Annotated in this window: 21 protein-coding genes; 17 read left to right on the plus strand and 4 right to left on the minus strand. The window is 63.9% G+C overall.

Annotated elements, in window-relative coordinates:
- Nucleotides 1-2: 2 nt before the first annotated feature.
- The 11 genes from epsF to OOB33_RS10985 all read left to right on the plus strand — a co-directional run bounded on the left by epsF (nt 3) and on the right by OOB33_RS10985 (nt 12,715).
- A complete protein-coding gene (epsF, locus tag OOB33_RS10935) occupies nt 3-1,430 on the plus strand; it encodes a chain length determinant protein EpsF (protein ID WP_271008690.1) in 1,428 nt (475 codons plus the stop codon).
- A 20-nt stretch (nt 1,431-1,450) separates the two neighbouring features.
- Nucleotides 1,451-2,332, plus strand: a complete 882-nt coding sequence (locus OOB33_RS10940) for a polysaccharide biosynthesis tyrosine autokinase (protein WP_271008691.1) — start codon at nt 1,451-1,453, stop codon at nt 2,330-2,332.
- A gap of 22 nt (nt 2,333-2,354) precedes the next feature.
- Nucleotides 2,355-3,257, plus strand: coding sequence for an exosortase B (xrtB, locus tag OOB33_RS10945; protein ID WP_271008692.1), 903 nt, complete (start codon nt 2,355-2,357; stop codon nt 3,255-3,257).
- Entirely contained in the window at nt 3,254-3,946 is a 693-nt protein-coding gene (gene epsI / locus OOB33_RS10950; RefSeq protein ID WP_271008693.1) for an exosortase-associated protein EpsI, B-type, read from the plus strand. Before xrtB ends, epsI begins: the two co-directional genes overlap by 4 nt.
- A gap of 85 nt (nt 3,947-4,031) precedes the next feature.
- Complete coding sequence (locus OOB33_RS10955; protein ID WP_271008694.1) at nt 4,032-5,519, plus strand: lipopolysaccharide biosynthesis protein; 1,488 nt, start codon at nt 4,032-4,034, stop codon at nt 5,517-5,519.
- A 686-nt stretch (nt 5,520-6,205) separates the two neighbouring features.
- Nucleotides 6,206-6,967 carry an O-antigen ligase family protein gene (locus tag OOB33_RS10960; protein WP_271010037.1) on the plus strand — a complete coding sequence of 254 codons (762 nt, stop codon included), beginning with the start codon at nt 6,206-6,208 and terminating at the stop codon, nt 6,965-6,967.
- A complete protein-coding gene (locus OOB33_RS10965; RefSeq protein ID WP_271008695.1) occupies nt 6,957-7,892 on the plus strand; it encodes a glycosyltransferase family 2 protein in 936 nt (311 codons plus the stop codon). The genes OOB33_RS10960 and OOB33_RS10965 overlap by 11 nt, the downstream gene beginning before the upstream one ends.
- 35 nt (nt 7,893-7,927) lie before the next feature.
- Entirely contained in the window at nt 7,928-9,145 is a 1,218-nt protein-coding gene (locus OOB33_RS10970) for a glycosyltransferase (protein ID WP_271008696.1), read from the plus strand.
- A 31-nt stretch (nt 9,146-9,176) separates the two neighbouring features.
- Nucleotides 9,177-10,523, plus strand: a complete 1,347-nt coding sequence (locus OOB33_RS10975) for a phenylacetate--CoA ligase family protein (RefSeq protein ID WP_271008697.1) — start codon at nt 9,177-9,179, stop codon at nt 10,521-10,523.
- A 22-nt stretch (nt 10,524-10,545) separates the two neighbouring features.
- Nucleotides 10,546-11,628: a glycosyltransferase family 4 protein gene (locus OOB33_RS10980; RefSeq protein ID WP_271008698.1), complete on the plus strand. Its 1,083-nt coding sequence runs from the start codon at nt 10,546-10,548 to the stop codon at nt 11,626-11,628.
- A gap of 64 nt (nt 11,629-11,692) precedes the next feature.
- A complete protein-coding gene (locus OOB33_RS10985) occupies nt 11,693-12,715 on the plus strand; it encodes a CapA family protein (protein ID WP_271008699.1) in 1,023 nt (340 codons plus the stop codon).
- Nucleotides 12,716-12,725: 10 nt separating this feature from the next.
- Here OOB33_RS10985 and OOB33_RS10990 read toward each other — a convergent pair whose 3' ends face one another.
- Nucleotides 12,726-15,215 carry a heparinase II/III domain-containing protein gene (locus tag OOB33_RS10990; RefSeq protein ID WP_271008700.1) on the minus strand — a complete coding sequence of 830 codons (2,490 nt, stop codon included), beginning with the start codon at nt 15,213-15,215 and terminating at the stop codon, nt 12,726-12,728.
- A 513-nt stretch (nt 15,216-15,728) separates the two neighbouring features.
- Between OOB33_RS10990 and OOB33_RS10995 the strand changes: the two genes are divergently transcribed.
- The 4 genes from OOB33_RS10995 to OOB33_RS11010 are packed head-to-tail and all read left to right on the plus strand — an operon-like array spanning nt 15,729 to nt 20,822.
- Nucleotides 15,729-17,768, plus strand: a complete 2,040-nt coding sequence (locus OOB33_RS10995; protein ID WP_271008701.1) for a heparinase II/III family protein — start codon at nt 15,729-15,731, stop codon at nt 17,766-17,768.
- Nucleotides 17,765-18,787 (plus strand): DUF354 domain-containing protein, encoded by a 1,023-nt coding sequence (locus OOB33_RS11000; protein WP_271008702.1) that lies wholly within the window; start codon nt 17,765-17,767, stop codon nt 18,785-18,787. The genes OOB33_RS10995 and OOB33_RS11000 overlap by 4 nt, the downstream gene beginning before the upstream one ends.
- Before the next feature lie 57 nt (nt 18,788-18,844).
- Nucleotides 18,845-19,921 (plus strand): Gfo/Idh/MocA family protein, encoded by a 1,077-nt coding sequence (locus OOB33_RS11005; protein ID WP_271008703.1) that lies wholly within the window; start codon nt 18,845-18,847, stop codon nt 19,919-19,921.
- A 28-nt stretch (nt 19,922-19,949) separates the two neighbouring features.
- A complete protein-coding gene (locus tag OOB33_RS11010) occupies nt 19,950-20,822 on the plus strand; it encodes a hypothetical protein (RefSeq protein WP_271008704.1) in 873 nt (290 codons plus the stop codon).
- Between the two features lie 108 nt (nt 20,823-20,930).
- Here the strand turns inward: OOB33_RS11010 and wecB are convergent, their stop codons facing one another.
- A complete protein-coding gene (gene wecB / locus OOB33_RS11015; RefSeq protein ID WP_271008705.1) occupies nt 20,931-22,046 on the minus strand; it encodes a non-hydrolyzing UDP-N-acetylglucosamine 2-epimerase in 1,116 nt (371 codons plus the stop codon).
- A 303-nt stretch (nt 22,047-22,349) separates the two neighbouring features.
- On the opposite strand from wecB, the gene OOB33_RS11020 reads away from it, so the two are divergent.
- Together OOB33_RS11020 and OOB33_RS11025 are read left to right on the plus strand one after the other, a co-directional pair.
- Entirely contained in the window at nt 22,350-23,357 is a 1,008-nt protein-coding gene (locus tag OOB33_RS11020) for an NAD-dependent epimerase (protein WP_102767566.1), read from the plus strand.
- Nucleotides 23,358-23,566: 209 nt separating this feature from the next.
- Nucleotides 23,567-24,898 carry a UDP-glucose dehydrogenase family protein gene (locus OOB33_RS11025; RefSeq protein WP_271008706.1) on the plus strand — a complete coding sequence of 444 codons (1,332 nt, stop codon included), beginning with the start codon at nt 23,567-23,569 and terminating at the stop codon, nt 24,896-24,898.
- A gap of 128 nt (nt 24,899-25,026) precedes the next feature.
- Here the strand turns inward: OOB33_RS11025 and rfbC are convergent, their stop codons facing one another.
- Together rfbC and rfbA are read right to left on the minus strand one after the other, a co-directional pair.
- Complete coding sequence (rfbC, locus tag OOB33_RS11030; RefSeq protein WP_271008707.1) at nt 25,027-25,581, minus strand: dTDP-4-dehydrorhamnose 3,5-epimerase; 555 nt, start codon at nt 25,579-25,581, stop codon at nt 25,027-25,029.
- On the minus strand, nt 25,581-26,474 hold the full coding sequence (rfbA, locus tag OOB33_RS11035) for a glucose-1-phosphate thymidylyltransferase RfbA (RefSeq protein WP_271008708.1): 894 nt from the start codon (nt 26,472-26,474) through the stop codon (nt 25,581-25,583). Before rfbA ends, rfbC begins: the two co-directional genes overlap by 1 nt.
- Nucleotides 26,475-26,480 lie beyond the last annotated feature (6 nt).

Genomic DNA, 26,480 nt, shown 5'->3' on the forward strand with positions numbered 1-26,480 from the left:
AGATGACGTTCTCACAATTTGTCGCAGTTCTGCGTGCCCGCTGGCGCTTGATTTCAGGCGTCTTTGCTGCGGCCATGGTTATCGCGGTGGCATTGAGCTTGCTTCTGCCCAAGCAGTACACGGCCGTTGCCAGTGTGGTGGTGGATAGTAAGCCCGATCCTTTCTCGGCCATGGGCTACCCCTCGCTGGTGACGCCGGCCTTCATGGCGACCCAAGTGGACATCATCCAGAGCGAGCGCGTGGCCATGAAGGTGGTGCGCATGCTCAATCTGACCGATGTGCCGGTGATCCGCGAGCAGTGGAAAGAAGCGACGGAAGGCCAAGGCAGCATTGAAGCTTGGCTGGCCGGCAATCTGCAGAAGCAGATGGATGTCAAGCCGTCCAAGGAGTCGAGCGTGATCTCGGTGGCCTACAAGGCCGGTGATCCAAAGTTTGCTGCGGCCATGGCCAATGCCTTCGTGAAGAGCTATTTGGCCACGGTGATTGAGCTGAAGGTCGACCCTGCCAAGCAGTACAGCAGTTTCTTCGACACCCGTGCCAAGGAAGCGCGTGAGACGGTCGAGGCCGCCCAGGCAAAGCTGAGTGCCTTCCAGAATGAGAAGGGCATCGTCAATTCCGACGAGCGACTGGATGTGGAGACGGCGCGTCTGAACGAACTGTCCTCGCAATTGGTGGCGATTCAGGCCCTGGCCTCCGAGTCGGTGAGTCGCAACGAGCAGGCGACCGGCGCTTCTGCCGACCGGATGGCTGAAGTGCTGGGAAATGCCAACGTGAGCTCCTTGAAGGCCGACTTGTCGCGCCAGGAGGCTCGCATGAAGGAACTGTCCACCCGACTGGGTGAGCGGCATCCGCAAGTGGCCGAGCTGAAGGCCAGCATCGACGAACTGCGCGTCAAGATTGCGGAAGAAGTGCGGCGTGTGACCGGCGGCGTCGGCGTCACCAGCACCATCAACCGACAGCGTGAAAGCAAGCTGCGCGCCGAGCTTGAAGCCCAGCGCCAGAAGGTGCTGCACCTCAAGCAGGTGCGTGACGAAGTGGCCGTCTTGCAGCGCGATGTGGAGCATGCCCAGCGCGCCTTTGACCTCGTGCAACAGCGCCTGAATCAAAGCAGCCTGGAAAGCCAGTCCACGCAAAGCAATATCAACGAGCTGACCATGGCCATGCCGCCGCTCCAGCCCTCATCTCCCAACCTCTTGTTGAACATGATTCTGGGTGTCATTGGTGGCGTTCTGCTGGGCGTGCTGGTCGCATTCATCCGCGAGCTTTCGGATCGCCGTACTCGCTGCGTGGACGACCTGCAGGAAGTGCTTGGCATCGCCGTGATCGGCGTTCTGCCAGGTGCCGGGAGCCGCAAATCAGGCCGTTTGGCCGTGGCTGCCGCACAGCATCGGCTGGTGGGCTCGGGCTCTGCGCGCCTGGCCGCGAAGTAATCAGGACGCTTGGATATCAAATGAGCAAAGAGACCAATGCCGCAGGCTCCGAGGGAACTGCGGTCCATGACCGTTCCATCGGCGCCATCATTGCCGAAACTCGCAATCTCTCGGCCGATCAAGTGGCGCGCGTGCTCGCGCATCAGCAGCAAAACGGACTGCGTTTCGGCGAGGCCGCCATCGCGCTCGGCTTTGCCAATGTCGATGACGTCATGTTCGCCCTGGCGCAGCAGTTCCATTACCCGGCCGTGCTGGGCAATGATCCTGCCCATCCGGAACTGGTGGCGTTGAACCAGCCCTACTCAGCGCAGGCCGAGTTCATCCGCGCTCTGCGCAGCCAGGTCATCATGCGAGTCTTCCGCGAAGGCCAGCAGCCGCGCCAGGCATTGGCGGTGGTCAGTGCCAATCAGGGTGACGGCAAGAGCTTCGTGGCAGCCAATTTGTCGGTGTCCTTGGCCCAGCTCGGGGGGCGCACGCTCCTGATCGATGCCGATATGCGGGGTCCGCGGCAGCATGAAATTTTTGGAGTCAGCAATGACACCGGCCTGTCTGGCATTTTGTCGGGCCGGTCGAACGGCCAACTCATCCAAACGGTGCCGTCTGTGCCCGGCCTGTTCCTGCTGCCGGTGGGCGCCATGCCCCCGAATCCGCTGGAGCTGATCGAACGTCCTGCCTTTGGACTGTTGATGCGCGAACTGGTGACCAAGTTTGACCATGTGATCGTCGACACGCCGGCTGCCGAGATCGGCGCAGACGCGCTCGTGGTGGCCAACCGTTGCGGAGCTGCTGTGCCGCTGGCGCGCAAGAACGCTTCGCGCCTCGGCGGATTCCGTGACTTGGTGCGTTCGATGCAGGAAGCCCAGGTCAATCTGCTCGGCGCCATTTTCAACGACCACAGCTGAGCCGGCGCCCGCGATGAGTTCCTTGCAGTCCAAGGTCGAGCTGGCCGGTACGCACGGTGCCACGCCTCCCCTGCCTCCGGTCGGCCGCAGTGACGGCCTGACCTTGGTGGTTCTGGGCCTGGCCTATCTGGTGCTGTTCCTGCCCAGCTACGTCGATCTGTCCAGCACCGTCTGGGCTTCCGACGAGCAGGGCCACGGCCCGATCATCCTAGCGGTCAGCATTTGGTTGCTCTACCAGCAGCGTCTCGAGTTGTGGGCGCTTGAGCCGCGGCCCGCCGGTTTGAGCGGCGGCCTGCTGTTGATTTTTGGCACGGCCTGCTATGCCTTTGGGCGCTCACAGTCCATCTTGTTGTTTGAGGTCTCAGCACAGATCTTCATTCTTGCTGCTTTGACGCTCATCCTCCTGGGCTGGAAGGGTTTGAAGACGATCTGGTTCCCTTTGTTCTTCCTGCTCTTCATGGTTCCGCTGCCCGAGGTCTTGGTGACTGCGCTGACAACGCCCTTGAAGTCAGCCGTTTCGGCGATTGCCTCTAGCATCCTCTACACCTTAGGCTATCCGGTCGGTCGTGCCGGAGTGGTCTTGACGGTCGGACCATACCAGCTGCTGGTGGCTGATGCCTGTGCCGGCTTGAACTCCATGTTCACGCTCGAAGCCCTGGGCATGCTTTACATGAAGCTGATGAACTACACCTCGGTGGGGCGCAACGTGACTCTTGCGGTCCTGCTGGTGCCCATTTCGTTTGTGGCGAACGTGGTGCGGGTGATGATTCTGGTTTTGGTGACCTACCACTTGGGTGACGAGGCAGGCCAGGGTTTCATCCACGGCTTTGCCGGCATGGTGCTGTTCATGGTGGCGCTGGCACTGATGCTGGTGCTGGATAAAGTGCTGAATCTGGCCTGGCCTCGGGAGCGCCAATCCAAATGAGCAAGCTCAATCGAAGGGCGGCGTTCGTTGCCGCCGCAGTGATGTTGGGCGGCGGAGCGGCTGCACACTGGATGAAGCCGACGGTCCATCTGGCCGACCGCTTGGGCAAACCCGATCTCGAGACCTTGTTTCCCACATCCTTTGGCAATTGGGAAGTCGACAGCAATACCCCGGTGATCCTGCCCGCGCCCGATGTCCAGGCAAGGCTGGACAGGATCTACAACCAGGTGCTGAGCCGAACTTATGTGGACCGTAGTACGGGTCGGCGCGTCATGTTGTCGGTTGCGTACGGGGGTGACCAGTCCGATGGAACGCGTTTGCACCGCCCCGAGGTCTGCTATCCAGCCCAGGGTTTTCAGATCACGGCCAACCGGCCGGGCGTTCTTCAGCTGAGTGCGCGCTCGCTGCAGGTGCGCCAGCTGGAGTCCCATCTCTCGGGGCGTTTCGAGCCCATCACCTATTGGGTGGTGGTCGGCGATGAGATCGTCACCTCGGCTTCGCAGCAGAAGCTGGCCCAGCTTCGCTACGGCGTGCGCGGCCTGATCCCGGACGGCATGCTGGTGCGTGTCTCCACGATCGATCGTGACCCGGAGCAGGCCTTCCGCGTGCAAAAGCAGTACATCGACGATCTGGCGAGGTCCGTCAGCCCGGACGCTGCCGCACGGGTGTTCGGCAAGCCCAAAGCTTGAGCGTGATGCGCACCTGTAGGCGTGCAGACCCTGACGCGCGCCCCTCGGGTGCGGGCGTTCCCGCGCGAGCCTGGAGTGCACGGACATGACCGAGCTCGCCCGCCAAAGCGTCACCGCAGCCAAATGGGGTTTGTTCAGCAGTGTCGCCAAGTTCGTGATGCAGCTGCTGGTCAATATCGCTATTGCCCGCCTGCTGGGCCCCGATGCATATGGCCTCTTTGCCCTGGCCACTATCGGCCTGCTGGTGGCGACCTTTCTTTCCGAAGTGGGCTTAGGCTGGAGCCTGATGCAGCGTGAGACGCTGGACGACGAGGTCATCCGCTTCGTCTTCACCTGGCAGTGCCTGAGCGGCCTGGTCGGCCTGCTCTTCATGCTGCTGGCGGCCGAGGCCATGGCCGAGTTTCTGCGCGACCCCCGCCTGGCCGAGGTGATGCGCTGGCTGGGCCTGTGCTGCCTGCTCAATGGCGTGGCCGCCACCGCCACCAATCTGCTGCGGCGCGAGATGCGCTTCCGCGAGCTGGCCCAGGTGCAGCTGCTCAGCTACCTGCTCGCCTACGTCCTGGTCGGCCTGCCCATGGCATTTCTCGGGCATGGCGTCTGGTCCATGGTGTCCGCCTGGGTGCTGCAGTCCGTGTTCGGCCTGTTCCTGTCCTATCGGGCGCGCCCGCACCCGCTGCGCCTCAGGTTCCGGACCGGGCAGGCCCGCGAGTTCTTCGACCTTGGCGCCACCGTGCTGCTGACCAATCTCTGCAACTGGGCGCTGACCAATGCCGACCGGCTGATCCTCGGACGCATCGCCGGCACGCAGGCAGCCGGGCTCTATGCGGTCGGCTACAACCTCGCCACGGTTCCGAACTCCCTGATGATCTCGGCCTTGCAACCTGCCTTCCTGGCCTCGGGAGCGCGGCTGCAGGATGATCTGCCCAGGCTGGCCAAGGGCTACCGCGAGGTCCAGAGCTTCATCTGGATCGTGCTGGCCCCCTTGTTCGCCATCCTCGCCGTTGCCGGCACGGAAGTGATCGCTGTGCTCTATGGGCCGGCCTGGCAGAGCAGCGGCCTGGTCTTTGTCTTCCTGGCGGCTGCGATGCCCGCCTATCTTGCCTGGGCCCTGAGCACGCCGGTGCTCTGGAACACCGGGCGCAAGCGTCTCGAGATGCTGCTGCAGCTGCCGCTGCTGGTGCTGGCCCTGCCGGCTTTCTACGCCGCGGCCTCACGCGGCAGCGCAGCGGTGGCGGCGGTGGCCGGCTTGCTGTTCCTGGCCCGCTACCTGGTCACCCTGCTACCCGCCTGGCGCGCCCTGGACCTGAGCGCGACGGCCTGGGCGGGCATGTTCTTGCACGGCCTGCTTGCCTGCGCCGTGGTGGCCGCACCGGGTCTGCTGCTGGCTGCTCCCTTGCAGACCTTGCCGGCCTGGCTGGCAGGCATGCTGAAGGCCTCGGCTTGTTTGATCGTCTGGCTGCTGATCGTTCTGGTCTGGCCAAAAATGCTGGGGCAAGCCGCCCTGAGTTTGTTGCAGCGCTTCATGCCCAAGGGCTCGGCTTTGGGCCGGGCCTGGGCGAAGCGTTGCGTCTGAGTTGCAAGGTAGACAAAAGCATGGAACTGGTTGTCTTTTACGGCGTCTATCTGCTCGGGGCACTGCTGCTGGCGGTCAGCTCGGTCATGATCACCGGATTCACTTTGCATATGGGGACCAAGAAGCCGGACGGCTTTCTGATTTTCTTCTTTGCGCCGCTGATGCTGGTGATCATGATGGACCCGCTGTTTGCCGGCCGGAACCTGGACTTTGTCCAGGCCACGGTCGCCGGCGGGGAGAGCAGTTCCAGCGCGGTCAAGTGGACGCAGCGCGCCGTCAGTATTTTTCTGCTGGCTGCCTCGGTGGAGCGCCTCGCTAACTTTGCGCTGAAGCCGCGGCAAGCCGACCGCCCCATTCTGCTGATGGTTGCCTTCGCGGCCTGCTGGGTGTCGACGGTGGCCTTGCCGGCCGCGCTCGGTGTCCGCCCGACGATCGAGCATGACTATCTTTACTGGCTGATCATTGGCCTCGGCGGCCTCACGACCACGGAGTCGGGCGCCCGCACCGCGATACGGGTGGCGCGCGATGCGCTGTTTCTCTTTGTGCTCGCCGGGCTTGCTGCGCTGGCAGTCAAGCGCAGCCTGGTTTTGCAGCCCTATATCGGCGGTCTGTTCGGCGGTTTTTCCTGGCGCTATTCCGGCCTGGCCGTCGGGCCGAACCAGATGGGCCCGATCACCCTGCTGCTGATGATTTGTCTCGCCTGTTTTCCCTATCAGCGCCGCTGGATCTCGGTCCTGGCCTGGGTCTGCTCGGTCGTGACCCTGGTGCTCACCCAGTCGAAGACCAGCTGGATGGCGGGCATTGCATGCTTTGCTGTCATCTGGATCGTGCGGCAACGCGGCAGGGTTGGAGGCTTCATCGTCAATCCCCGCAACCGCCTGCTTTCTCAGCTGGCGCTGGCCTTGTTTGGCCTGCTGGTGATTGCCTGCATGTTCTTGCTCGGCTCCGGCATTCTGGAGAGCCGGATTGACCGGTTTTTGGCTACGCGTGTCGGCTCCGATATGGCCAATCTGACGGGCCGTAGTGATATCTGGAGGATTGCGATTGATACCTTCCTGGAGAACCCCTGGTTCGGTTACGGGCCGAATATATGGGATCCCTATTTCCGCTATGTCATTGGTTTGAATGTTTTCCATGCACACAACCAGTTACTTAATGTGCTGGCGGCCTCGGGAATAATCGGCGCTCTTGGATTTCTCTGGTTCATCTGGGCGCTGGCTGCTCGTCTTCTGTCACGGTTCGACGCCTTCGGTGGCTTCACCGCGGCGCTCGCAACGATGATCCTGCTTCGCTGTATCAGCGAGGTTCCCTTCACCTTCCACAGCTTTGCCAGCGAGGCGCTCACGCCGATGTTGCTTTTGGTGGCATTGGCCGGGGCGCCGCGCTCGCCGAAGTCTCGTGGCCAGCGTCCCGCGGTGACGGGCGAGCCCATTCCAGATGCCAAATAGTCAGCCGAAGTGGTCGGTCATCATTCCCTTGTTCAACAAGGAGGCCTTTGTGTCCGCCACGTTGCAGTCCGTGCTGCTGCAGGCAGGGGACAACTGCGAAATCGTCGTCGTTGATGATGGTTCCAGCGATGGCGGCGCGCAGCGGATCGAGTCCCTGCGGGATCCGCGCGTGCGCCTGATCCGTCAGGCCAATGCTGGTGTCGCGGCGGCTCGCAACCGAGGCATCCGCGAGGCGGCCGGTCAATGGCTGGTCTTCCTGGATGCGGACGATCTCTTGCATCCGCAGGCGCTGGAATGCTATGCGCAGCTGGAGGCTGAGTATCCGGGCTCGAAGATGCTCGCTGGCATTACCGTGCGCGTGCCCGACGATCAGGTCGCCACGTATCAGTTCAGCCGCCGAGAGGGCGCGCTGAAGTCGCGCCGCATCGACAACTTGGCTGCCGAGTTCCTGCGCGTGGGCATGCCTTTTTCGAGCAGTTCGGTGGCGGTGCGTCGCGATTTTTTGCAGGCCCAGGCGGTCTGCTTCCCAGTTGGTGAATCGATGGGTGAGGATCTTGACCTTTGGTTCCGGCTGGTCGAACAGCAGCCCGTGGCCTATGCGGAACAGATCCTGGCCCTGTATCGCACGGCCCTGGCCAGCAGCTTGATGGGCAGTTTCCGTGGGCTGGATCTCCTGCCGGTGTGGCACCGCCTGCGCGCGCGCGCGCTTGCCGGATCGATGAGTCAGGTGCAGGCCAAGGACAGCCTGCGCGTGGTTGCCGAGATGGAAGTCACGCTAGCTCGCCGCCTGATGCGGGCAGCGCAGTTCGGCCCGGCCTGGGCCAGGTTGCGTGACGGACGGGTGGCCATGAGAGGCCGTCGCTGGTGGCTGACCTTCGCGGTCTGGTTGACTGGGTCGGCGGCGCTGGCCCAACGCCTGCGCTGATTCTGGAGTCAGGGATGGCCGTGCGCCTGTTTTTCATGATGTATGACACTCTGCCGGCGTTCCGGCCGGATGTGGTCGTCTTGTTCGGCAAGGACTTGCCTCTTCTTGGCGTTTGCAGCGACCTGCTTGGGCAGGCTTCGATGGCGCGCTCGCGCGAGCAGGGTTTGGCTTGGCCGGCAGGCCGGCTGTGGATTCAAGGTGCCGAGCGAAAGGGCTTGATCGGCGAGCTGATTCGGCCGTTGCAAGATCTATATGGCATGCGACGCTTGAGTTCCGAGCATGGCGTGATCCAGGTTCGGGACAAGATTCGAACCGGTCTGCTGGCCTTGGCGGTGGCTCGCCTGACCGGGCGCAAGTTCTCGTACTGGATGTCATTTCCCTTCGCCGAAGGGTATCGCTTGCGAGCCGAGCAAGTTGGCCGCAGCAAGGGCAGGGTGGTGCAGTTGGCGAATTGGGCTCGCGCCACACTGGCGGGGCCGGCCTATTACCGCTTCCTGGCCCAGCGTTGCGATCATCTGTTCGTTCAAAGCGAGGCCATGCTGGAGTTCATGGTCGGCAAAGGGGTTCGACGCGAATCGATGACGGCCGTGCCCATGGGCGTCGACCTGGCCTTGTTTGATGTCCAGGTGCCGATGACGGCGCGGCCGGCGCGGCTTGCGGGCCGCAAGGTGCTGGCCTATCTGGGCGCGCTCGGGCGCTCGCGCAGCTCCGACTTCCTGCTGCGTGTGTTCGAGCGCGTGCGGCAAGTGGAGCCGGAGGCCTTGTTGCTGCTGATCGGTGAGGGTGCGAGCGAGGACGAGGCCCGCTGGGTCCGCGAGCAGATCGAGGCCAGCGGGCTCGCCGAGCATGTGTGGCTGACTGGCTGGATGGCGCAGCCGGAGGCGATTGCCTTGCTGCGCCATGCCGATCTGGCCTGGTCGGCCATCCCGCGCGGCGCCTTGTTCGATGTTTCCTCGCCGACCAAGGCGGTCGAGTACCTGGCCTTGGGTCTGCCCTGCGTGGGCAATGACATCCCGGACCAGAAGCTGGTCCTTGAGCGTAGCGGCGGGGGCTTGTGTGTGCCCATGGAGCTGGAGGCATTTGCCGATGCCAGCCTGCGTGTGCTGCGCGACCCGGACCTGGCCCAGGCCCTGAGGCGCAAGGGCCCGCCCTGGGTGGCCGCGCATCGAAGTTACCGGGTGCTGGCCGAGGGCGTGGCTGCCGTGTATCACCGCTTGGTGGCGAGCCAGCCGGGCTCGGCGGCATCGCCTTGATGTCGGCGCGCAGAGGACAAGGTTGGGCAAGATGAATTTTCAAAGTTTTCAGTTCTTCCTGCGGCACAAGGTGCGCCGCAACGCGCTCGCTCAGTCGCGCGCCCATGGCTTGCTGAAGCGCGAGCGGCTGTCGGCGGAGCAGTTGCGCGAGCGCCAGGCGCAGTTGCTGCGCGCGACGGTTCTGGCGGCCCGCGAATCGCTGCCGCATTACCGCGAGCTGCCTACGCCGCCCGAGGGCACGGCGATCTTTGCCTGGCTGACCGAGCATTGCGGTGTGGTGGGCAAGGCCCAGTTGGTGGAGCAGCGCCAGGCCTTCTACCCCAACCATGGCAGGCGGCGGCCCTGGTGGCCCCTGGGCAAGACCAGCGGAACCAGCGGATCGCCGCTGGAGGTGTTCCGCAGCCTGAACTCGGTCATCTGGGAGGAGGCGTTCAACCTCCAGTTCTGGGCCTGGGCCGGCTATCAGGCGGGTGATCATCAGGCGGTGCTGCGTGGCGACCAGGCCGCGCCGGCGCAGCGGACTGAGCCGCCGTTTTGGCTCTGGGATCGCTTTGGCAAGCAGTTGTTCCTGTCCACACGGCATCTGTCGGCAGCGACGGCGCCGGCCATGGCCGAGGCGGTGCGCGCTTCTGGGGCGCAGTTGCTCCGTGCCTACCCGTCTTCGAGCTACGAGTTCGCGCGCCTGTGCGAGTTGCAGGGGCTGAGCCTGCCCCTGCGAGCCGTGGTGACGGGCTCCGAGCCGCTGTACCCGGTGCAGCGCGAGCAGTTGGAGCGTAGCTTCGGCTGCAAGGTATTCGACTTCTACGGCATGGCGGAACGTATCGCCTATGCAGCCCAGTGCGAGCATGGGCATTACCACCTGAATCCCGAGTACGCTTTTGTCGAGATTCTCGATGAGCAGGGCCGGGCGACCGCAGACTTCGGCCATGTCGTGGGCACGAGCTTCCACAACAGCGTCATGCCGCTGATCCGCTACCGCATCTCGGACCGTGCGCGCTGGCTGCCCGGCAGCTGCCCTTGCGGCCGCAGCTATCCGCGCATCGAGCTTTCCTCCGGCAAGGTGGAGGATCAGTTGTTCGACCGCGATGGCAATGCCGTCAGTGCCAGCGTCATCACCTTTGCCTTCAAGGGTCTGGACAACATCCGCAAGTCCCAGGTCGCGCAGGTGGGGCCGGGCGAATGGGAGATCCGCGTGGTGGCCGATGCCGGCTATACCGAGGCGAACAGCCAGGCGCTGCTGGACAACATCGGCAAGTACGTCAGCGACAAGCTGCACGTCCGGGTTCGGCTGGTCGAGGACATCGCCTTGATGCCCAGCGGCAAGTTCAAGTGGGTGGCGCAGGAGTACTTGCGGCCGGGCGCTGTACCCCAGGTTTGATGTCCGCGCCAACAAGATGACGATGAACAAGACGATCTATCTTTGCGGGCCGCTGGCACCTGAAGGCCAGCCCCCGAACGGCGGCTATGCCGCCGCCAATGCGCGGACCCTGGCCGCCCTGCGCTCGCAGCAGCGCAGCGTGCAGGCCATGCCCTACCCGGCTCCCGTGGGGGGCGGCCTGGCCAAGCTGCTGGGCTATGTCTCGGGCTTCCGGCGCCTGCTCAGGCAGCTGGAGCTCCAGGCGCCCGGCGTGCTGCACATCACCGGGCTCTACAAGCAGTTCGTTCTGCCCGAGCTCTTGCTGCTGCGCAAGGCCCGGCGGCTCGGCTATCTGACGGTCTATGACATCCGAGCCGGATCGATGCTGCTGTACTACCAGCGGCTCGGTGCCGTCTATCAAGCGCTGTTCCGTCGGGTGCTCAGGGAAGCGGACCGGGTCATGGTCGAGGGCCGGGAGTACGAGTCCTTTGTGCGGCGGCTCACCGGCCAGTCGCCTTTCTACTTTCCCAACCATGTCGAACTGGCTTCTCTGGCCGACCGGACCAGCCCGCCCTCCGGCGAGTCGCCCGTGCTGATTTACGTGGGGCGGGTGAATCTGGACAAGGGCATCGCCACACTGCTGGAGGCCGCACGCTTGCTCGGCAAGCGCAGCTCGCCTGTGCGGGTATGGATCGTCGGACCGGTTGAGGCGGCTCTGCAGCAAGCGCTGGTGCGGGACTACCCGGATGTCGATGCGCAATGGTTGGGCAGCCGGTCCTCGCAGGAGGTGCTGGATCTGCTGGCGCAGGCGCACTTCTTCATCTTCCCGACGCGGCATCGCGGCGAGGGTCACTCCAATGCGCTGACCGAGGCCATGAGCATGGGCTGCGTGCCTCTGGCCTCGAGAAACGGCTTCAATGCCTCGGTGATCGATGACGCTGGCATCATCCTTCCGCTGGAAGCGGATGGCGCCGCCTATGCAGGCGCCGTTTCGGACATCTGGTCGCAGGGCCGCTGGCTTGCGCTGTCTCTGAAAGCCCGGGCCCGAGCCCAAGCACACTACGGCAGCCCGGCGGTGATCGGACGGCTGCAGGACGAGTATCGAATGCTGGAACAAAGGGGCTGATGTGGATTTGATGTTTGGCGGCGATATGGCGTGGCCAGGTCCTGGTGTCCTCGATACCGGCGAGATGGAGCGTTTGACGGCCGGGCATGCTCTGGTCGTGAATTTCGAAGGTGCGCTGATTCATGCGGCGCCGGAAGCCTGTCAGGTGGAGGACGTGTACAAGTACAACCTCTACTCGCACAGCAGCTCCATGGATACCCTCAAGGCGCTGAACACGGTTGCCTGCGGACTGGCCAACAACCACATCTGCGACTACAAGAGCGGGCTGGACCACACGCTGGCTGCGCTGAACGTGGCCGGCATCCAGGCCTTCGGGACCCGGCGCCAACCCTGGTGTCAGATCACGGTGGACGGGCGGCCGTACCTCTTGTGGGCAGCTTGTTCGCCCCTGCCCGAACCGACCGCTATGCCGGGCACGGCGGACGCCGCACAGCTGTTCGAGCCGGAGGCGTCCTTGCAGCAGCTGAGTGCGCTGCGTCGCGAGTTCCCGGCTGCCACGCTCGTGGCCTTCATGCACTGGGGCTATGAGCTGGCGCGTCATCCGCAGCCGGCCGATCGTGAATGGGCGCGGCGGGCGATTGATGTCGGTGTGAGTCTGGTGATCGGGCATCACCCGCATCTGGTCCAGGGCCTGGAGCGCCATGGCGATGGCGTCATCGCCTACTCCCTGGGCAACTTCGCCTTGCCGCAGGTGAATTATCGCGGCCGCGAGCTGCGCTACAAGTCAGAGAGCGTGTGCGAGCAGTTGGTTCTGCGCCACTCGGCGGCCGGCCTGCGTTCGGTCTGGGTCCGCTACGACAAGGCCCGGGCGCGTCTGCTTGTCGAGCGCGAGCACGATGCCTTGACCGACCCCGAGCTGGCCGCGCGCACCCCGTTTGCCGGCTTGTCCGATCAGGACTACCGGGCCTGGTTTGCCGAGGAAACCCGGGCTGAGCGCCGTAGCGGCCGCAAGTCGGGGCCCACGATGTGGAGCTACCGCGGCGTCGCCGGCATCGAGGGCCGCATCAAATGCGGCCTGATGGGCTGGCGCAAGCGGGTTCGCCGCCTGGCCATTCGGGCCGGCCTGCACAAGCCCTATAACTGGTGATCTGCGGCCCTCAAGGGGGCAGCTGAACCAGGCGCTTGTCGAAGCTGATGGTCTGCGAGCCCGCCACCACCTGGATTCGGGTGCCGTTCTGTTGCACCTGCAGGGGCTGGATACGGCAGCTGTCGCGCAAGACCGTCAGGTGGGCCAGTTCGGTGCTGGGCGACAGCATGGTGAAGCGCCCATGGGCTTGGGCCTGCATGCTCACCTCCGGGGCAATTTCCCAGGCCATGGTCTGGGCAAAGCTGGTGGCCGGGCCATAGCGGTCCAGGCACACGGAGGCCGAGCCATTGCTGGCTTGTACGGTCGCCGCATCGGCCTTGAAACTGTTTGGTGAGTGGTAGTTCAGCTCCCAGCGGCGTGGCGTGCTGCTGGTGGCCCAGTCGTAGATCAGGGTGATGCCCGTGCTGCGATCCATCACCACGCTGCGCACGGCATTGCTGAGCAGGGGCGCCCATTGGCCGGTGCTGGTGTTGATGGCGCGATAGGCTGCCGTGGCATCGCCGCTGACCAGGGTCAGATTGCCGCGCACCTCAGTCTGCAGCAGCTTGCCGCCGGTATCCATGCTTTGCGCGGGCACGCTCGGCTTGCTGGCATTGAGCACGCTCTCGCTCTGGCCGAAGCCGCCATCAAAGGTCAGTGCGTTCTTGTAACGGGTCGCACGGGTGACGTTTTTGTGGTGTGGGGAGTTGAAGTAGGGGTAGTAGCCGGCATTGATCAGCAGCGGCTGGCCCTGAGAGACATACACGACTGAGTTTTGGTCTGCGTGCGAGTGGCTGAAGGCGCCGAAGCGGCTGGAGCGGAAGAACAGGCTGGTGCGCGCCGACTGCGCCGCATTCACATGCAGGGCCGCGAGGCCCGCATCCTGCGAGAACCAGTGGTGCTGGCTTGGGGCTTGTGGCGCCGGCAGCGGGCTGCTGTTGCTGCCCAGCAGCAGCAGCTGCAAGACCAGCGGCTGGTTGGGTTTGTTCACATTGTTGGGGTTCACCTGCCAATACCAGGCGTCCACCGGGTCACGCGTCATCTGCGCATGCATGCGGTAGTAGTTCGAGGCGTAGTAGGCGTAAAGCTCCTCGGTCTCGGTCTCGTCGCCGAAGGCGCTGGGCTGTTTGCGGTTCGGGGCCGTGAAGGCCATCAGCTGTTGGCCAGCCCGGCGCAGATGATCCAGTTGATACAGGTCGACGCCGGTGACGGTGCGCACCGTCGCGACAAAGGGCACGGCGCTGACAAAAGCGTACCAGCCATAGGCGATGCCATTGCCGAAACCCCCATCCCTGTCGCCCCAGACCCCGAGGGTGAAGCGGCTCAACTCCCAGTACTTGGCCAGCATGGTCTGGGCCTCAGGGAAGCCGGGCAGCCCGGCCGCCAGCAGCAGGGACTGGTTGATCCAGCGCACATTGCCGATGCCATGAGAGTCGTAGGGTTCGCGGTCCAGATTGCTCAGCGCGGCCGCGGCTTGGAGGATGCGGTCGCGCAGTACGGCGGTGATGTTGCTGCGTTCGGTCGCGCTTAGCTCGGACCAGAAGAGGTCAAGGCCGGTGGCCAGGGCGAGATGGATCTCCCGATTGGCCTGGTCGTTGCTCGTTTCGCTGCTGGCGCCTCTGGGCGCCCAGGCCGCCAGTGCCAGCAGACGCTGCTTGGCCAGTGCGAGCATGGCGAGGTTCTTGTCCAGGCGGCCGATGATGGCAAGCGTCTCGATGTACTCGCGTTCATTGCGGGCAGTGTGCCTGATAGCTCGGTCGTTCAATATCTTGGCAAGGTCTGAGGCAGTCAGCGGCATCGGCGGAGCGGCCGGCACGGGCTGCGTCATCGCGAAGCGAGCCGTGGTGCGCAGCGCATTCAGCACCGGCAAGTAGTCCGGGCCCTGGGCCGCCGTCGCGATCGCCGCGTAGCTGCTGCCTGCGGGTAGCAGGCGTGGGCGGGTCTTGCTGAGCACCGAGTACGCCAGGCTGGCGCCGTTCGGTATGGCCAAGGGGTTCACCGGCACGGCGGCCGCAAGCGATGACTTGGCGCGTACCTGTAAGGGCGCCTCAATGGTGAAGCGCCGCCACTGCGTGCTGATCAAGGAGCCGCGGGTGCTGTTGTAGGCGACGGACCATTCATAGTCGCCGGCCGGCAGCGCCTGCTGCAGCAGCAGCCTGGGTTCAGTGAGGTCGTTGCGCGAGTGGATGACGGCGCCTCCCTTGATGCGCAGGGTGAAGCTCCAGGGTGTAGTGGCCACCCGGTCACGCACCTCGGCCCAGGAAAACAGGGATGCGGATGCGGCGCTCGTGCAGTCTTCCGGGAGGATGCGGCGTTGGTGGGCCGGCATCAGCTCCAGCCAGTCGGCGGGCAGAGGGGCGCAGCTGCCGCCACTGGTCTGCTGCACGCCGGCGGCGGGTGGCTCGCCATTCAGTAGATCCGGTCCAGGAGGCGGGGTCCGCGGCTGCTGGCAGGCCGCGAGCAGCGCCAGGGGCATGACGGCAAAGAGACGGGTCAGGGTGGGGGTGGGTGTGGCCATCATGCGAACTACCTTGCATAAAAGTGTGGCGGGCACACAGTGCCCATCCCAGTACGCCGCGGCTGCCGCAGCGTGTGCTTGTCGACGAATTGTGCAGCGCCCGTGGCGCTTTGGATGCGAGACAAGGCGTCAGTAGAGGCAGGATATGCCGCTTATTTCCGCGAGTCGCGTCTTGTGCGCCGACACGGCGACAGTTCTGGCCGTCGCCGCCCTCATGTTTCATGATGTTTCGATTTGAATTCGAAGGTATCGCGCTTGCCCCGGTCGCTGGAGTCCTGGGGCGGCAGGGTACTTTCGGGCCGAAGCGTCATGGCATTCGCGGTCTGCTCGGTTTTACCTTGCCTGTCTGCTTGTCTCAGCCTGGGACGGAGGCGCGAATACCGCTGATTCCAAGGGGACTGGCTGCCCGTATTCATCAGGGATTCACGGCCGCCGTGGTCATAATGCACGCCTTGCCGGAAAGGCAGAAGAGTTGTCGCAGCCGATCTCCATTGGCCGCACGTCATGGGGTGGTCGGTGAGCTTGAAATCTGAACGTCTGGTCTGGCTGGTGCGGCGCCTTAGCCGCATGTATTGGCAGGAAGTGCCGTTCCGAGCGCAGACCGTGCTGCGCAGCCTGGCGCAGGGTCAGGGTCTGTTCACGGCCAAGCGTGTGCCCGCCCGGGCCGCCGATGCCAGCTTCGGTCAGGCCTGGCTGCGTGTCCCGGAGCCCGGCGCCCGGCAAGAGGCGCTGATCCTGGCTGCAGAGCGCCTGCTGGCCGGCGAGTACAGCGTGTTCGGCCAGCCGGTGGCATTTGAGCAAGGCCTGCCGGACTGGAACCGGGACCCGGTCACCGGCACGCTGATCCCCTCGACCTTCGGTCTGGGCATCGACTTCCGCCATGTCGGCGCCGGCATCGACATCAAGCACTTATGGGAGCTGAACCGCCATGTCTGGTGGGTGACGCTGGCCCAGGCCTGGGCGCTCACGGCCGACCCGCGCTATCTGCAGAGGATTGCGCAGCTGCTGCGCAGCTGGCTGCGCAGTTGCCCCTACGCCATGGGCCCGAACTGGTCATCGCCGGTGGAGCACGGCATCCGGCTGATCAACTGGAGCTTGGTCTGGCATCTGATCGGGGCAGAGAAGTCACCGATCTTCCAGGGCCCGGAGGGTCAGGGCTTGCTGCGTGACTGGCTGGATAGCATCTACCAGCACATGCGCTTTGCCAGCGACAACTACTCCTTCTACTCGTCGGCCGACAACCACCTGATTGGCGAGGCCGCGGGTGTCTATGTGGCGGCGCAGACCTGGGATCTGTGGCCGCAGGGGCGGCGCCTGTGCGCCCGTGCCAAACGCCTGCTGGAAGAGGAAACGCTGAAGCAGTTCGCGCCCGACGGCGTCAACCGGGAGCAGGCGCTCTGCTATCACAAGTTCACCCTGCAGTTCCTGCTGGCCAGTGCGCTGGCGGGGCGGGCCAGAGGCGACACCTTCAGCGCCGCCTTCTGGCAGCGGGTCGAATCGGCCGTCATCTTCCTGGCCGCCGTCACCGACTGCGCCGGCAACACCCCGGCTTACGGTGACTCCGACGACGGCGAGGTCTGGACCCTGGGCGCTGGCGTTGAGTTCGACAGTTATCACGCCATGGTAGCCATGGGCAGCCTGCTGTTCGAGCGCGCCGAGCTGCTGGCCAAGACGGAGCGGCTGCCTGAGGCGGGGCGCATGGAGCAGCCCTGGCTGGCTCTGCATCGCGGTGTTCGCCGCGCCGCCGCGCCGGTGCCTGCCGCTCAGGCCTTGCCTGACTACTTCCCGGACGGCGGCTATGCGCTGCTGGGCCATCGCCTGCATGCCGACGACGAGCTGCGCTTGCTCTTCGACTGCGGGCCGCTGGGCTACAACCGGATTTCGGGTCATGGCCATGCCGATGTGCTGGCCTTGCAGCTGTCGCGCGCCGGCGATCCCCTGCTGGTGGACGCAGGGACTTACTGCTACAACGCTGCGCCCAGGCTGCGGCATTTCTTCCGTGGCACCCATGCGCACAACACCCTGGTGGTGGAGGATCTGGATCAGTCGATCTACGGTGCCAGCTTTCTGTGGTTGCGCGACATCGTCTGCACGGTCACGCGCCGCGAGCGGAGCGGCCGGGCGGCGTTGATGCAAGCCCATCACGACGGCTATCTGCGCCTACCCGACCCCGTGCGGCATCACCGCAGGGTGCAGCTGGGCGAAGGCGATGCCTTCCAGGTGGATGACTGGTTGGAGTGCAGGCAGGCGCATCAGGTCACGCTGCACTGGCATGCCGCGGCGGGCGCCCGGCTCAGCGAGCGATCGCCCGGCGAGTATTTGCTGAGCACCGCGGCGCACCGCGTGTTGATCCGTCTGAAAGGGCCGATCACCAAGGTCGCAATCGTCGAAGGCCAGGAGGCACCGCCGCAGGGCTGGGTGTCGCCGGGCTTCTACCGCCGGCATGCGGCGCCGGTGCTGGTCGTCAGCGCCAGCTTGCAGCCGAATGAGACGCTCAGCAGCAGTTTCGAGATCTTCGCCGAGGCCGCTGTGGCCGAGGCTGGCAGGACATCATGAAAATCTGGTTCGATCTATCCAACTCGCCGCACATCAACCTGTTCGCGCAGATGATCCGCGAGCTTGAGTCCGAAGGGCATCAAGTCGTCATCACCTGCCGGCCCCTGGCCAACACGGTCGATCTGCTCGACCTGCACGGCTTCAAGTACGAGGTGGTCGGCGAGCACTACGGCGGCAACTTCTACAAGAAGCTGTTCGGCTACCCGATTCGGGTGCTGCAGCTGCGGCGTTACTTGGCGCCGATGAAGATCGATGTGGCGGTGTCGCAGAGCTCGTTTCATTCGCCGGTGGTGGCCCGTTTGCTGGGCGTGCGTTCGATCTACATGAACGACAACGAGCATGCGATGGGCAATGTGCCCTCGTTTCTGTGCGCCAGCAAAATCATGGTTCCGGAGTTTCTGTCGCTGGAGAATCTGCGGCGCCAGTGGGCCAACCCAAAGAAGGTGCAAGCCTATCCGGGGGTCAAGGAGGGCATCTATCTGTGGAGCCTGCCTGACAAGCTCGCCGCGCGTGGCACGCCCGCGCGCAGCGGCGGCCGGCCGCGTGTCTATCTGCGGCCCGAGCCCTGGACGGCGCAGTACTACAAGGGCAGCCGGGACTTTCTCGACGAGCTGCTGCTGGGCATCAAGGATCAGGTTCAGGTGACGCTGCTGCCGCGCGGCAAGGCCCAGGGCGAGCACTACCGTGACGCCAAGTTCGCCGGCATCCGCATCGTCGACACCGCCATGGACATTGCCGACATCGCACCGGACTGCGATCTCTTTGTCGGCGCGGGCGGGACCATGACACGGGAAATGGCGGTGCTGGGCATCCCGACCATCTCGGTCTACCAGGACGAGTTGCTCGATGTCGACCGCTATCTGCTGGCTGAGGGCGCTTTTGTTCATGAGCCCCAGCTGAGCGCCGCTGGCCTGCTGGCGCATCTGGCACAGGCCCAGCGCAAGCAGGCGAACCGCACCGTGCTGGACAAGGGGCGGCAGGCCTATCAGCAAATCAAGCGGGCGATACTCGGCCATTGAGTACCGCACCTTCGGATTGATCGTTTTTTTTGGAGTTCAGGGATGATAAGAGTTGGAATGATCGGCTTGGGCAAGATGGGCCTCTCGCATCTGGCCATCGTGCGTGCCCACCAGCAGGTGCAGCTGGTCGCAGCCTGTGACAGCACCGCCTATCTGACCGATGTGCTGGCCAAGCACACGGGTTTGAAGTGTTATGCCGACTACGACCGCATGCTGGCCGAGGAACAGCTGGACGCCATTTTGGTGGCCACGCCGTCTAAGCTGCATGCCGCCATGGTGCAGAAGGCGCTGGACAAGGGCCTGCACGTTTTCTGCGAGAAGCCTTTTGTGCTCGATGTGAAGGACGGCGAGCGCTTGGTCGAGCTGGCGGACCGCAAGGGTCTGGTCACCCAGGTCGGCTACCACTACCGTTTTGTCGGCGCCTTCCAGGAGGCGGCTCGCATCGTCAAGTCGGGCGCGCTGGGCACGGTTCACCATGTGCGCGCCGAGGCCTATGGTCCGGTGGTGCTGAAGGCCAAGGGCGGTACATGGCGCTCGGCCAAGAGCGAAGGCGGCGGCGCCTTGTATGACTACGCATGCCACGCCATCGATCTGGTCAATTTCGTGGCCGGCACACCGGCCTCGGTCAGCGGCGTGGTGCGCCACGGCGTGTTCTCGCGTGACGTCGAGGATGAGGTGTATTGCTCGCTGAACTACGCCTCCGGCGCCAGCGGCCAGCTGTGCGTGAACTGGAGCGACGAGAGCTTCCGCAAGATGAGCACCAAGATCTCGGTCTGGGGCACCAATGGCCGCATCACCGCGGACCGTCAGGAATGCCAGATCTATCTGCGCGAACCGGTGGCAGCCCTGCCAGAGCTGAAGGCAGGCTGGACCGTCCGTTACACGACCGACCTGACCGAGGAGGTCTGGTACTACCTGCGTGGCGAGGAGTACTCGGCCCAGATCGACTACTTCATCAAGAGCTGTGAGATGAAGCGCCTGAATGGCCAGAACAGCTTCCGCTCGGCCCTGGACGCCGACCGCGTGGTGGCCATGATCCTGGCCGACGGATCGGCCGCGACGCCTGGCGCCGGCGCACCGCTGGTCTCCGCGGCAGCTGCACCCAAGGGCTTGCTGGCCCGCATCTTCGGCTGAGCCTCACATGCAAGGAAATCAACAAGCTATGGATCGCGTCCTGTTCGGTGACAACCAGTTCTTTGGTGTCAACCATATGTCCGAAGAAAAAGCCCGCGCGCAGCAGATGCGCTTCCAAGATCTGCAGGCCATCATCGATGTGCTCGATGCCGCCTACCAGGAGGGTATCCGCACCTTCATGTGCACCACGCACGACCGCGTCGAGGCGATCTGCGACCACTTCCGGGCCCATCCCGACAAGTACCCGGATTACCAGTTCTATCCCTGCATGCCTTACGCCCACAAGTACGCCAATGCGGTGACCGAGCACGGCATGATCGACGCGCTGCGCAAGTTTCTGCCCGATGACGGTGCCGTGGGCGCGATGCTCAAGGGCGGCATGGCGCTGGCGAACAAGGACATCGAGGCCATCCTGCAGCTGCTGATCGATGCCGAGATGAAGATGTTCCACGGCCTCAAGACGCCGGTGATATTCATGCAAAACGTGATCACCGACCTGCTGCTTGGCATTGGCATGAAGGAAGCCTTCCGCATCTTCCATGACCATGTGCGCAGCAAGTACGGCGCCGAGCCCGGTTTCATCACGATGAACACGCCGGCCCTGCTCGATGTGCTGGACGAGCTTGGCATCGAGAACCCCATCATCTGCTCCAATATCAACAAGATCGGCTTCCGCATGTGCGGTGGCGTCGAGCTGTATGAGAAGACGCTGGCGGAGCGCAAATTCCGTCCGGTGGCGATGTCGGTGCTGGCCTCCGGAGCGATCTCGCCCCGCGAAGCCATCAGCTATGTCTGCGGCCTGCCGAAGATGGAATCGGTGGTGTTCGGTGCTTCCAGCCGCGGCAATATCCGCCAGACCAAGAGCTTGATCGACGAGCTCTGGAAGACCGAAGCGGCCTGAATCGGGGCGGGGAGGCTGGTCAATCGGCCACCCGCCGGCATTCAGCTGCGCTGCATGCAGGCTACCGAGGGCGGCGACTGCCTTCGCTCGCCCGCCCTCGGGGCATGCTCAGGCGCCGAGTAGGCCGGCCAGGATGCCCACAATCCGTTCGGCTGACTTACCATCCCACAGCGCCGGCCGCCGGCCGCGTTTGCCGCCCGTCTTCAGTGTTTCGAGTGCCAAGGGGATGATCACGTTCGGGTCCGTGCCTGCCAGCACGTTGCTGCCTTCGTCCACCGTGACGGGACGCTCCGTGTTCTCGCGCATGGTGATGCAGGGCACGCCGAGGGCGGTGGTCTCTTCCTGCAGTCCGCCGCTGTCGGTGAGCACCAGGGCGGCATCCTTCCAGAGGTGGAGGAAGGACATGTAGGCCTGCGGGCCCATCAGGGTGACGTTGGCGCCCAGTTGCACGCCGAACTTCTCGATATTGGCGCGGGTGCGGGGATGGACTGGAAAGACCAGCGGGATTTCGGCCGAGACGGTGCGCAGGACCGTGGCGATGCGCTCCAGGGCTTCAGCACTGTCCACATTGCTCGGGCGATGCAAGGTGACGACCCCATAGCGGCTGTGCTGGCGCTTGTACGCGTCGCTTTCCAGGACCGAGGTGTCCTGGGTCTTGAGCTTCTCGGCTTGGAACAACACGTTGTCCACCATCACATGGCCGACATCGAAGACCGTGCTCATGTCCTTGCCTTCGCGCTGCAAGTGCTGGGTGCCGCTGGGCTCGGTGACGAAGTACCAGTCGCTGATGGCATCGGTCACCAGCCGGTTGATCTCTTCCGGCATGCTCATGTCGCCACTGCGCAGGCCTGCTTCCACATGGGCCACAGGCACACCGGCTTTCTTGGCCACGATGGAGCAGGCCAGGGTGGAATTGACGTCGCCGACGACCAGGCAGGCGGCCGGCTTTTCTGCATTCACCAATTGCTCGTAAGCCAGCATGATCTTGCCGGTCTGGTCGGCATGGCTGCCGCCGCCGCAGCCCAGGCGCACATCAGGCGCCGGAATGCCCAGCTCTTCGAAGAACACATCATTCATGTCCCGGTCGTAGTGCTGGCCGGTGTGGATGATCTTCCAGCTCAGGCGGCCACTGGCCTGCAGGGCCCGCACGATGGGGGCGATCTTCATGAAATTGGGACGGGCGCCCGCGATCAGGTGGATGCAGGGCAGGGCGGTGGAGGTCATGTGGCGGCGTCTCGTTGGAGGTCAGCCCGCTTCAGGTTCAAGGGATTGGAATGAACGCGGGCAAGTGCGGCAGATTCTAGGGGCGGCAAGTTGCCGTCAAGCGACAGCCCGGCTCGGCACGCCGCAACTCCCTAACTTGAGTGGTTGCTGGTGATTTTGCCGGGCGCGCAGCCCTCACGAGGCATCAAGCACAGCACTTGTCGGCGAGAATGTGCGCTGACCGCCGACGGCGCCATATGGGCTCATGTTGGCGCAAGCGCCCAGGCCGAGACTCGCGGCCCCGCACATGAATCAGGAGATTTTGTGAAAGTACTCGTCACCGGCGCCGCCGGCTTCATCGGCATGCATGTCAGCCAGATCCTCCTGGCGCGAGGCGACCAGGTGGTCGGCCTGGACAATCTGAACGATTACTACGACCCGACGCTGAAGCACAACCGCCTCGCTCGGTTGACCGGCAAGCCCGGTTTCGAGTTCGTGAAGATGGATGTGGCGGACCGCCCCGGCATCGAGAAGCTCTTCAAGGATCACAAGTTCGACCGGGTGGTCCACCTGGCCGCCCAGGCCGGTGTGCGCTACTCAATCGAGAACCCGCATGCCTACATCGACAGCAATATCGTCGGCTTCACCAACATCCTGGAAGGCTGCCGCCACAACGGTGTGCAGCATCTGGCCTATGCCTCCAGTTCCAGCGTGTACGGCGGCAACACCTTGATGCCTTTCTCCGAGCACCACAGTGTCGACCATCCGGTCAGCCTGTATGCCGCCACCAAGAAGGCCAATGAGCTGATGGCCCACACCTACAGCCATCTGTTCCGCCTGCCCACCACCGGCCTGCGATTCTTCACGGTGTATGGCCCCTGGGGTCGCCCGGACATGGCCCTGTTCCTGTTCACCAAGGCCATCATCGAAGGCAAGCCGATCAATGTCTTCAATCACGGCAAGATGATCCGTGACTTCACCTACATCGATGACATCGCCGAGGGTGTAGTGCGCGTGCTGGACCGCCCGGCTACGCCGGAGCCAGGTTACGACTCCGACAAGAGCGACCCGGCCCACTCCAACGCGCCCTACCGCGTGTTCAACATCGGCAATCATGCGCCGATCCAGTTGATGGCCTTCATCGAGGCGATTGAGAAGGCGGTGGGTCGCGAAGCGATCAAGAATTTCATGCCGCTGCAAGACGGTGATGTGCCCGCCACGCATGCGGATGTCGAAGAGTTGGCCGCCTGGACCAACTTCCGCCCGGCCATGCCGGTGCCGGACGGTGTGGCCAAGTTCGTGGCCTGGTACCGCGACTACTTCAAGGTCTGAGGCCCGTCCAGGCCGCAGCCCGAGTGGCTGCGTCAAAAGCCAAGCCCGCCCGCGTTCGCGCCGGCGGGCTTTCTTTTACTTCTTGGCTTTGATCCTCGTCCGAATGGCTCATCAGGCCTTCATATTTCGCGGTTAAAACTGCAGCCAGGCGCTACGCTAGCGCGTCGCCAAGCCACTTCGCGAAACATCAGGAAAGACAAGGCCGCCGAATGAAAGTCACCGCCATTGGCACGGGTTATGTGGGTCTGGTTACGGGCGCCTGCCTGGCCGAGATGGGCAACCATGTCGTTTGTCTGGATGTGAATCCGGAAAAAATTCGCATCCTCAACGAGGGCCAGATCCCCATCCACGAGCCGGGCTTGCTGGACATCGTGCGCCGAAATGTGGCGGCGGGCCGGCTGCAGTTCACCACCGACATCGATCGAGCGGTCAACCACGGCACCATCATGTTCATTGGCGTCGGCACGCCGCCCGATGAAGATGGTTCGGCCGATCTGCAATATGTGCTGGCGGCAGCGCGCTCCATCGGCCAGCGCATGACCGACTACAAGGTCATTGTCGACAAGAGCACGGTGCCCGTGGGCACGGCCGATCGCGTGCGTGCCGCGGTGGCGGAAGAGTTGGCCAAGCGCGGCTCCAACCTGAATTTCTCGGTGGTCTCCAACCCGGAGTTTCTGAAGGAAGGCGCGGCGGTCGAAGACTTCATGAAGCCGGACCGCATCATCGTCGGCTCGGATGATGAACAGGCTACGCTTTTCATGCGGGCGCTGTACTCGCCCTTCACGCGCAACCATGACCGCATGATCGTGATGGATCTGCGCAGTGCCGAGTTCACCAAATACGCCGCCAATGCCATGCTGGCCACCCGCATCAGCTTTATAAACGAGATGGCACTGCTGGCCGAGAAAGTCGGCGCGGACATCGAACTGGTACGCCGCGGCATCGGCTCCGACCCGCGCATCGGCTACAGCTTTCTTTACGCCGGCGCGGGCTACGGCGGGTCTTGCTTCCCCAAAGATGTCAAAGCGCTGATCCGCGCAGCGGAAGGTGAGGGCATCCCGCTGCGGGTGCTGACCGCCGTGGAGCAGGCCAACGAGCGCCAGAAGCTCCTCTTGGTGGACAAGGTCGTGTCACGCTTTGGCTCCGACTTGACAGGCCGCCATTTCGCTCTGTGGGGCCTGGCCTTCAAGCCCAATACCGACGATATGCGCGAGGCGCCAGCCCTGGTCATCGTTCAGGAGTTGCTGCGGCGCGGCGCCACCTTGGCGGCCTACGATCCCGTGGCCATGCCGGAGGCTCAACGCCTGCTGGGTGATCACGCCGGATTGCAGCTCTGCGCCAGTGCGGAGGCTGCGCTCGAGGGGGCCGATGCCCTGCTCTTGATCACCGAGTGGAAAGAGTTCCGAACGCCGGATTTCGATGGCATCCAACGCGCGCTGAAGCAGCCCGTGGTGTTCGATGGGCGCAACCAGTGGGAGCCGGCCTTGATGAAGACCCTGGGCTTCGAGCACTTTGCCATCGGCCGCGGGCAGGCGCTCTGACTGAATAGGCCGCAACCCAAAGAAACAAGCCCTGGATCCACATTGTGATCACAGGGCTTGTTGAGAGGAACAGCAAGATGAGATTTTGCGCTCAGGCCTTGGCCTGACCTTCAGGCATGGGCGCGATGTCAGTCGAACAACCGAGTTGCTTCGGCCAGCAAGGGCGCTTTCAAGTCCTTCTCTGCCAGCAGTGGGGTCGTTCCAACATCGGGCCAGATGATGCCAATGGCCGGGTCATCCCAACGCACGGCGCCCTCGGCCTGCGGTGCGTAGGTGTCGGTGGTCTTGTAGAGGAAGTCGGCGCTGTCGCTGAGCACCAGGAAGCCGTGGGCGAAACCAGGAGGCACCCACAGTTGCCTGTGGTTGTCCGCGCTCAGTTCCACCCCCACCCACCGTCCGAAACTCGGGCTGGACCGGCGGATGTCCACGGCCACATCAAACACGGCACCCGCCACGCAGCGCACCAGCTTGCCTTGGGCGTGGGGCGGCAACTGAAAATGCAGGCCGCGCAGCACGCCTCGGGCGGAGCGGGAATGATTGTCCTGAACGAAGTGGAAATCAGCTCCCACGGCTTGGTTGAAGACTTTTTCGCTCCAGCTTTCGGTGAAGAAACCTCGTGCGTCACCGAAGACGCGCGGTTCCAGAATCAGGACTTCGGGCAGGGCGGTCGGGGTGATCTTCATCAGAATGCTTGCTCAGCGAGCAATTTTTTAAGGTACTGGCCATAGCCATTCTTGGCCAAGGGCTGGGCCAAGGCAGACAACTGCTCGGGGCTGATCCAGCCTGCCCGGAAGGCGATTTCTTCGGGGCAAGCCACTTTCAGGCCCTGTCGCTTTTCGAGCGTGGCGATGAATTGACCTGCTTCGAGCAGGCTGTCATGGGTGCCCGTGTCCAGCCAGGCGTAGCCGCGCCCCATGATTTCGACCTGCAACTGCTGTTGGCGCAAGTACTGCGCGTTGACGTCGGTGATCTCCAACTCGCCCCGTGCGCTGGGCTTGATCCCGGCTGCAATGTCGCACACCTGTTCGTCGTAGAAGTAGAGCCCCGTCACTGCGTAATTGCTCTTGGGTTGAAGCGGTTTCTCTTCGATGGAGAGGGCCTTTTGTGTGCCATCGAATTCCACGACGCCATAACGTTCCGGGTCGGTGACATGGTAGGCAAAGACAGTCGCACCCGTCTCGGTGTTGCTGGCATGTCCGAGCAGGCCTTGGAAGTCATGGCCGTAGAAGATGTTGTCGCCCAGTACCAGCGCACTTGGCGCCCCGTCGATGAAGTCGCGGCCGAGGATGAAAGCTTGGGCCAGGCCGTCCGGGCTGGGTTGCACGCAGTAGCTGATGTTCAGGCCCCAGCGCTGCCCATCACCGAGCAGGGCCTCGAACCGAGGGATGTCCTGTGGGGTGCTGATCAGCAGGATGTCGCGGATACCGGCCAGCATCAGTGTGCACAAGGGGTAGTACACCATGGGCTTGTCGTACACCGGCAGCAGCTGTTTGCTCATGGCCAGGGTGGCAGGGTGCAGGCGTGTGCCCGAGCCACCAGCGAGGATGATGCCCTTGCGATTTTTCTTTGAACTCATGTGGAA

It is taken from the genome of Paucibacter sp. B51 (assembly GCF_027863535.1).
Lineage (GTDB): Bacteria > Pseudomonadota > Gammaproteobacteria > Burkholderiales > Burkholderiaceae_C > Paucibacter_A > Paucibacter_A aquatilis.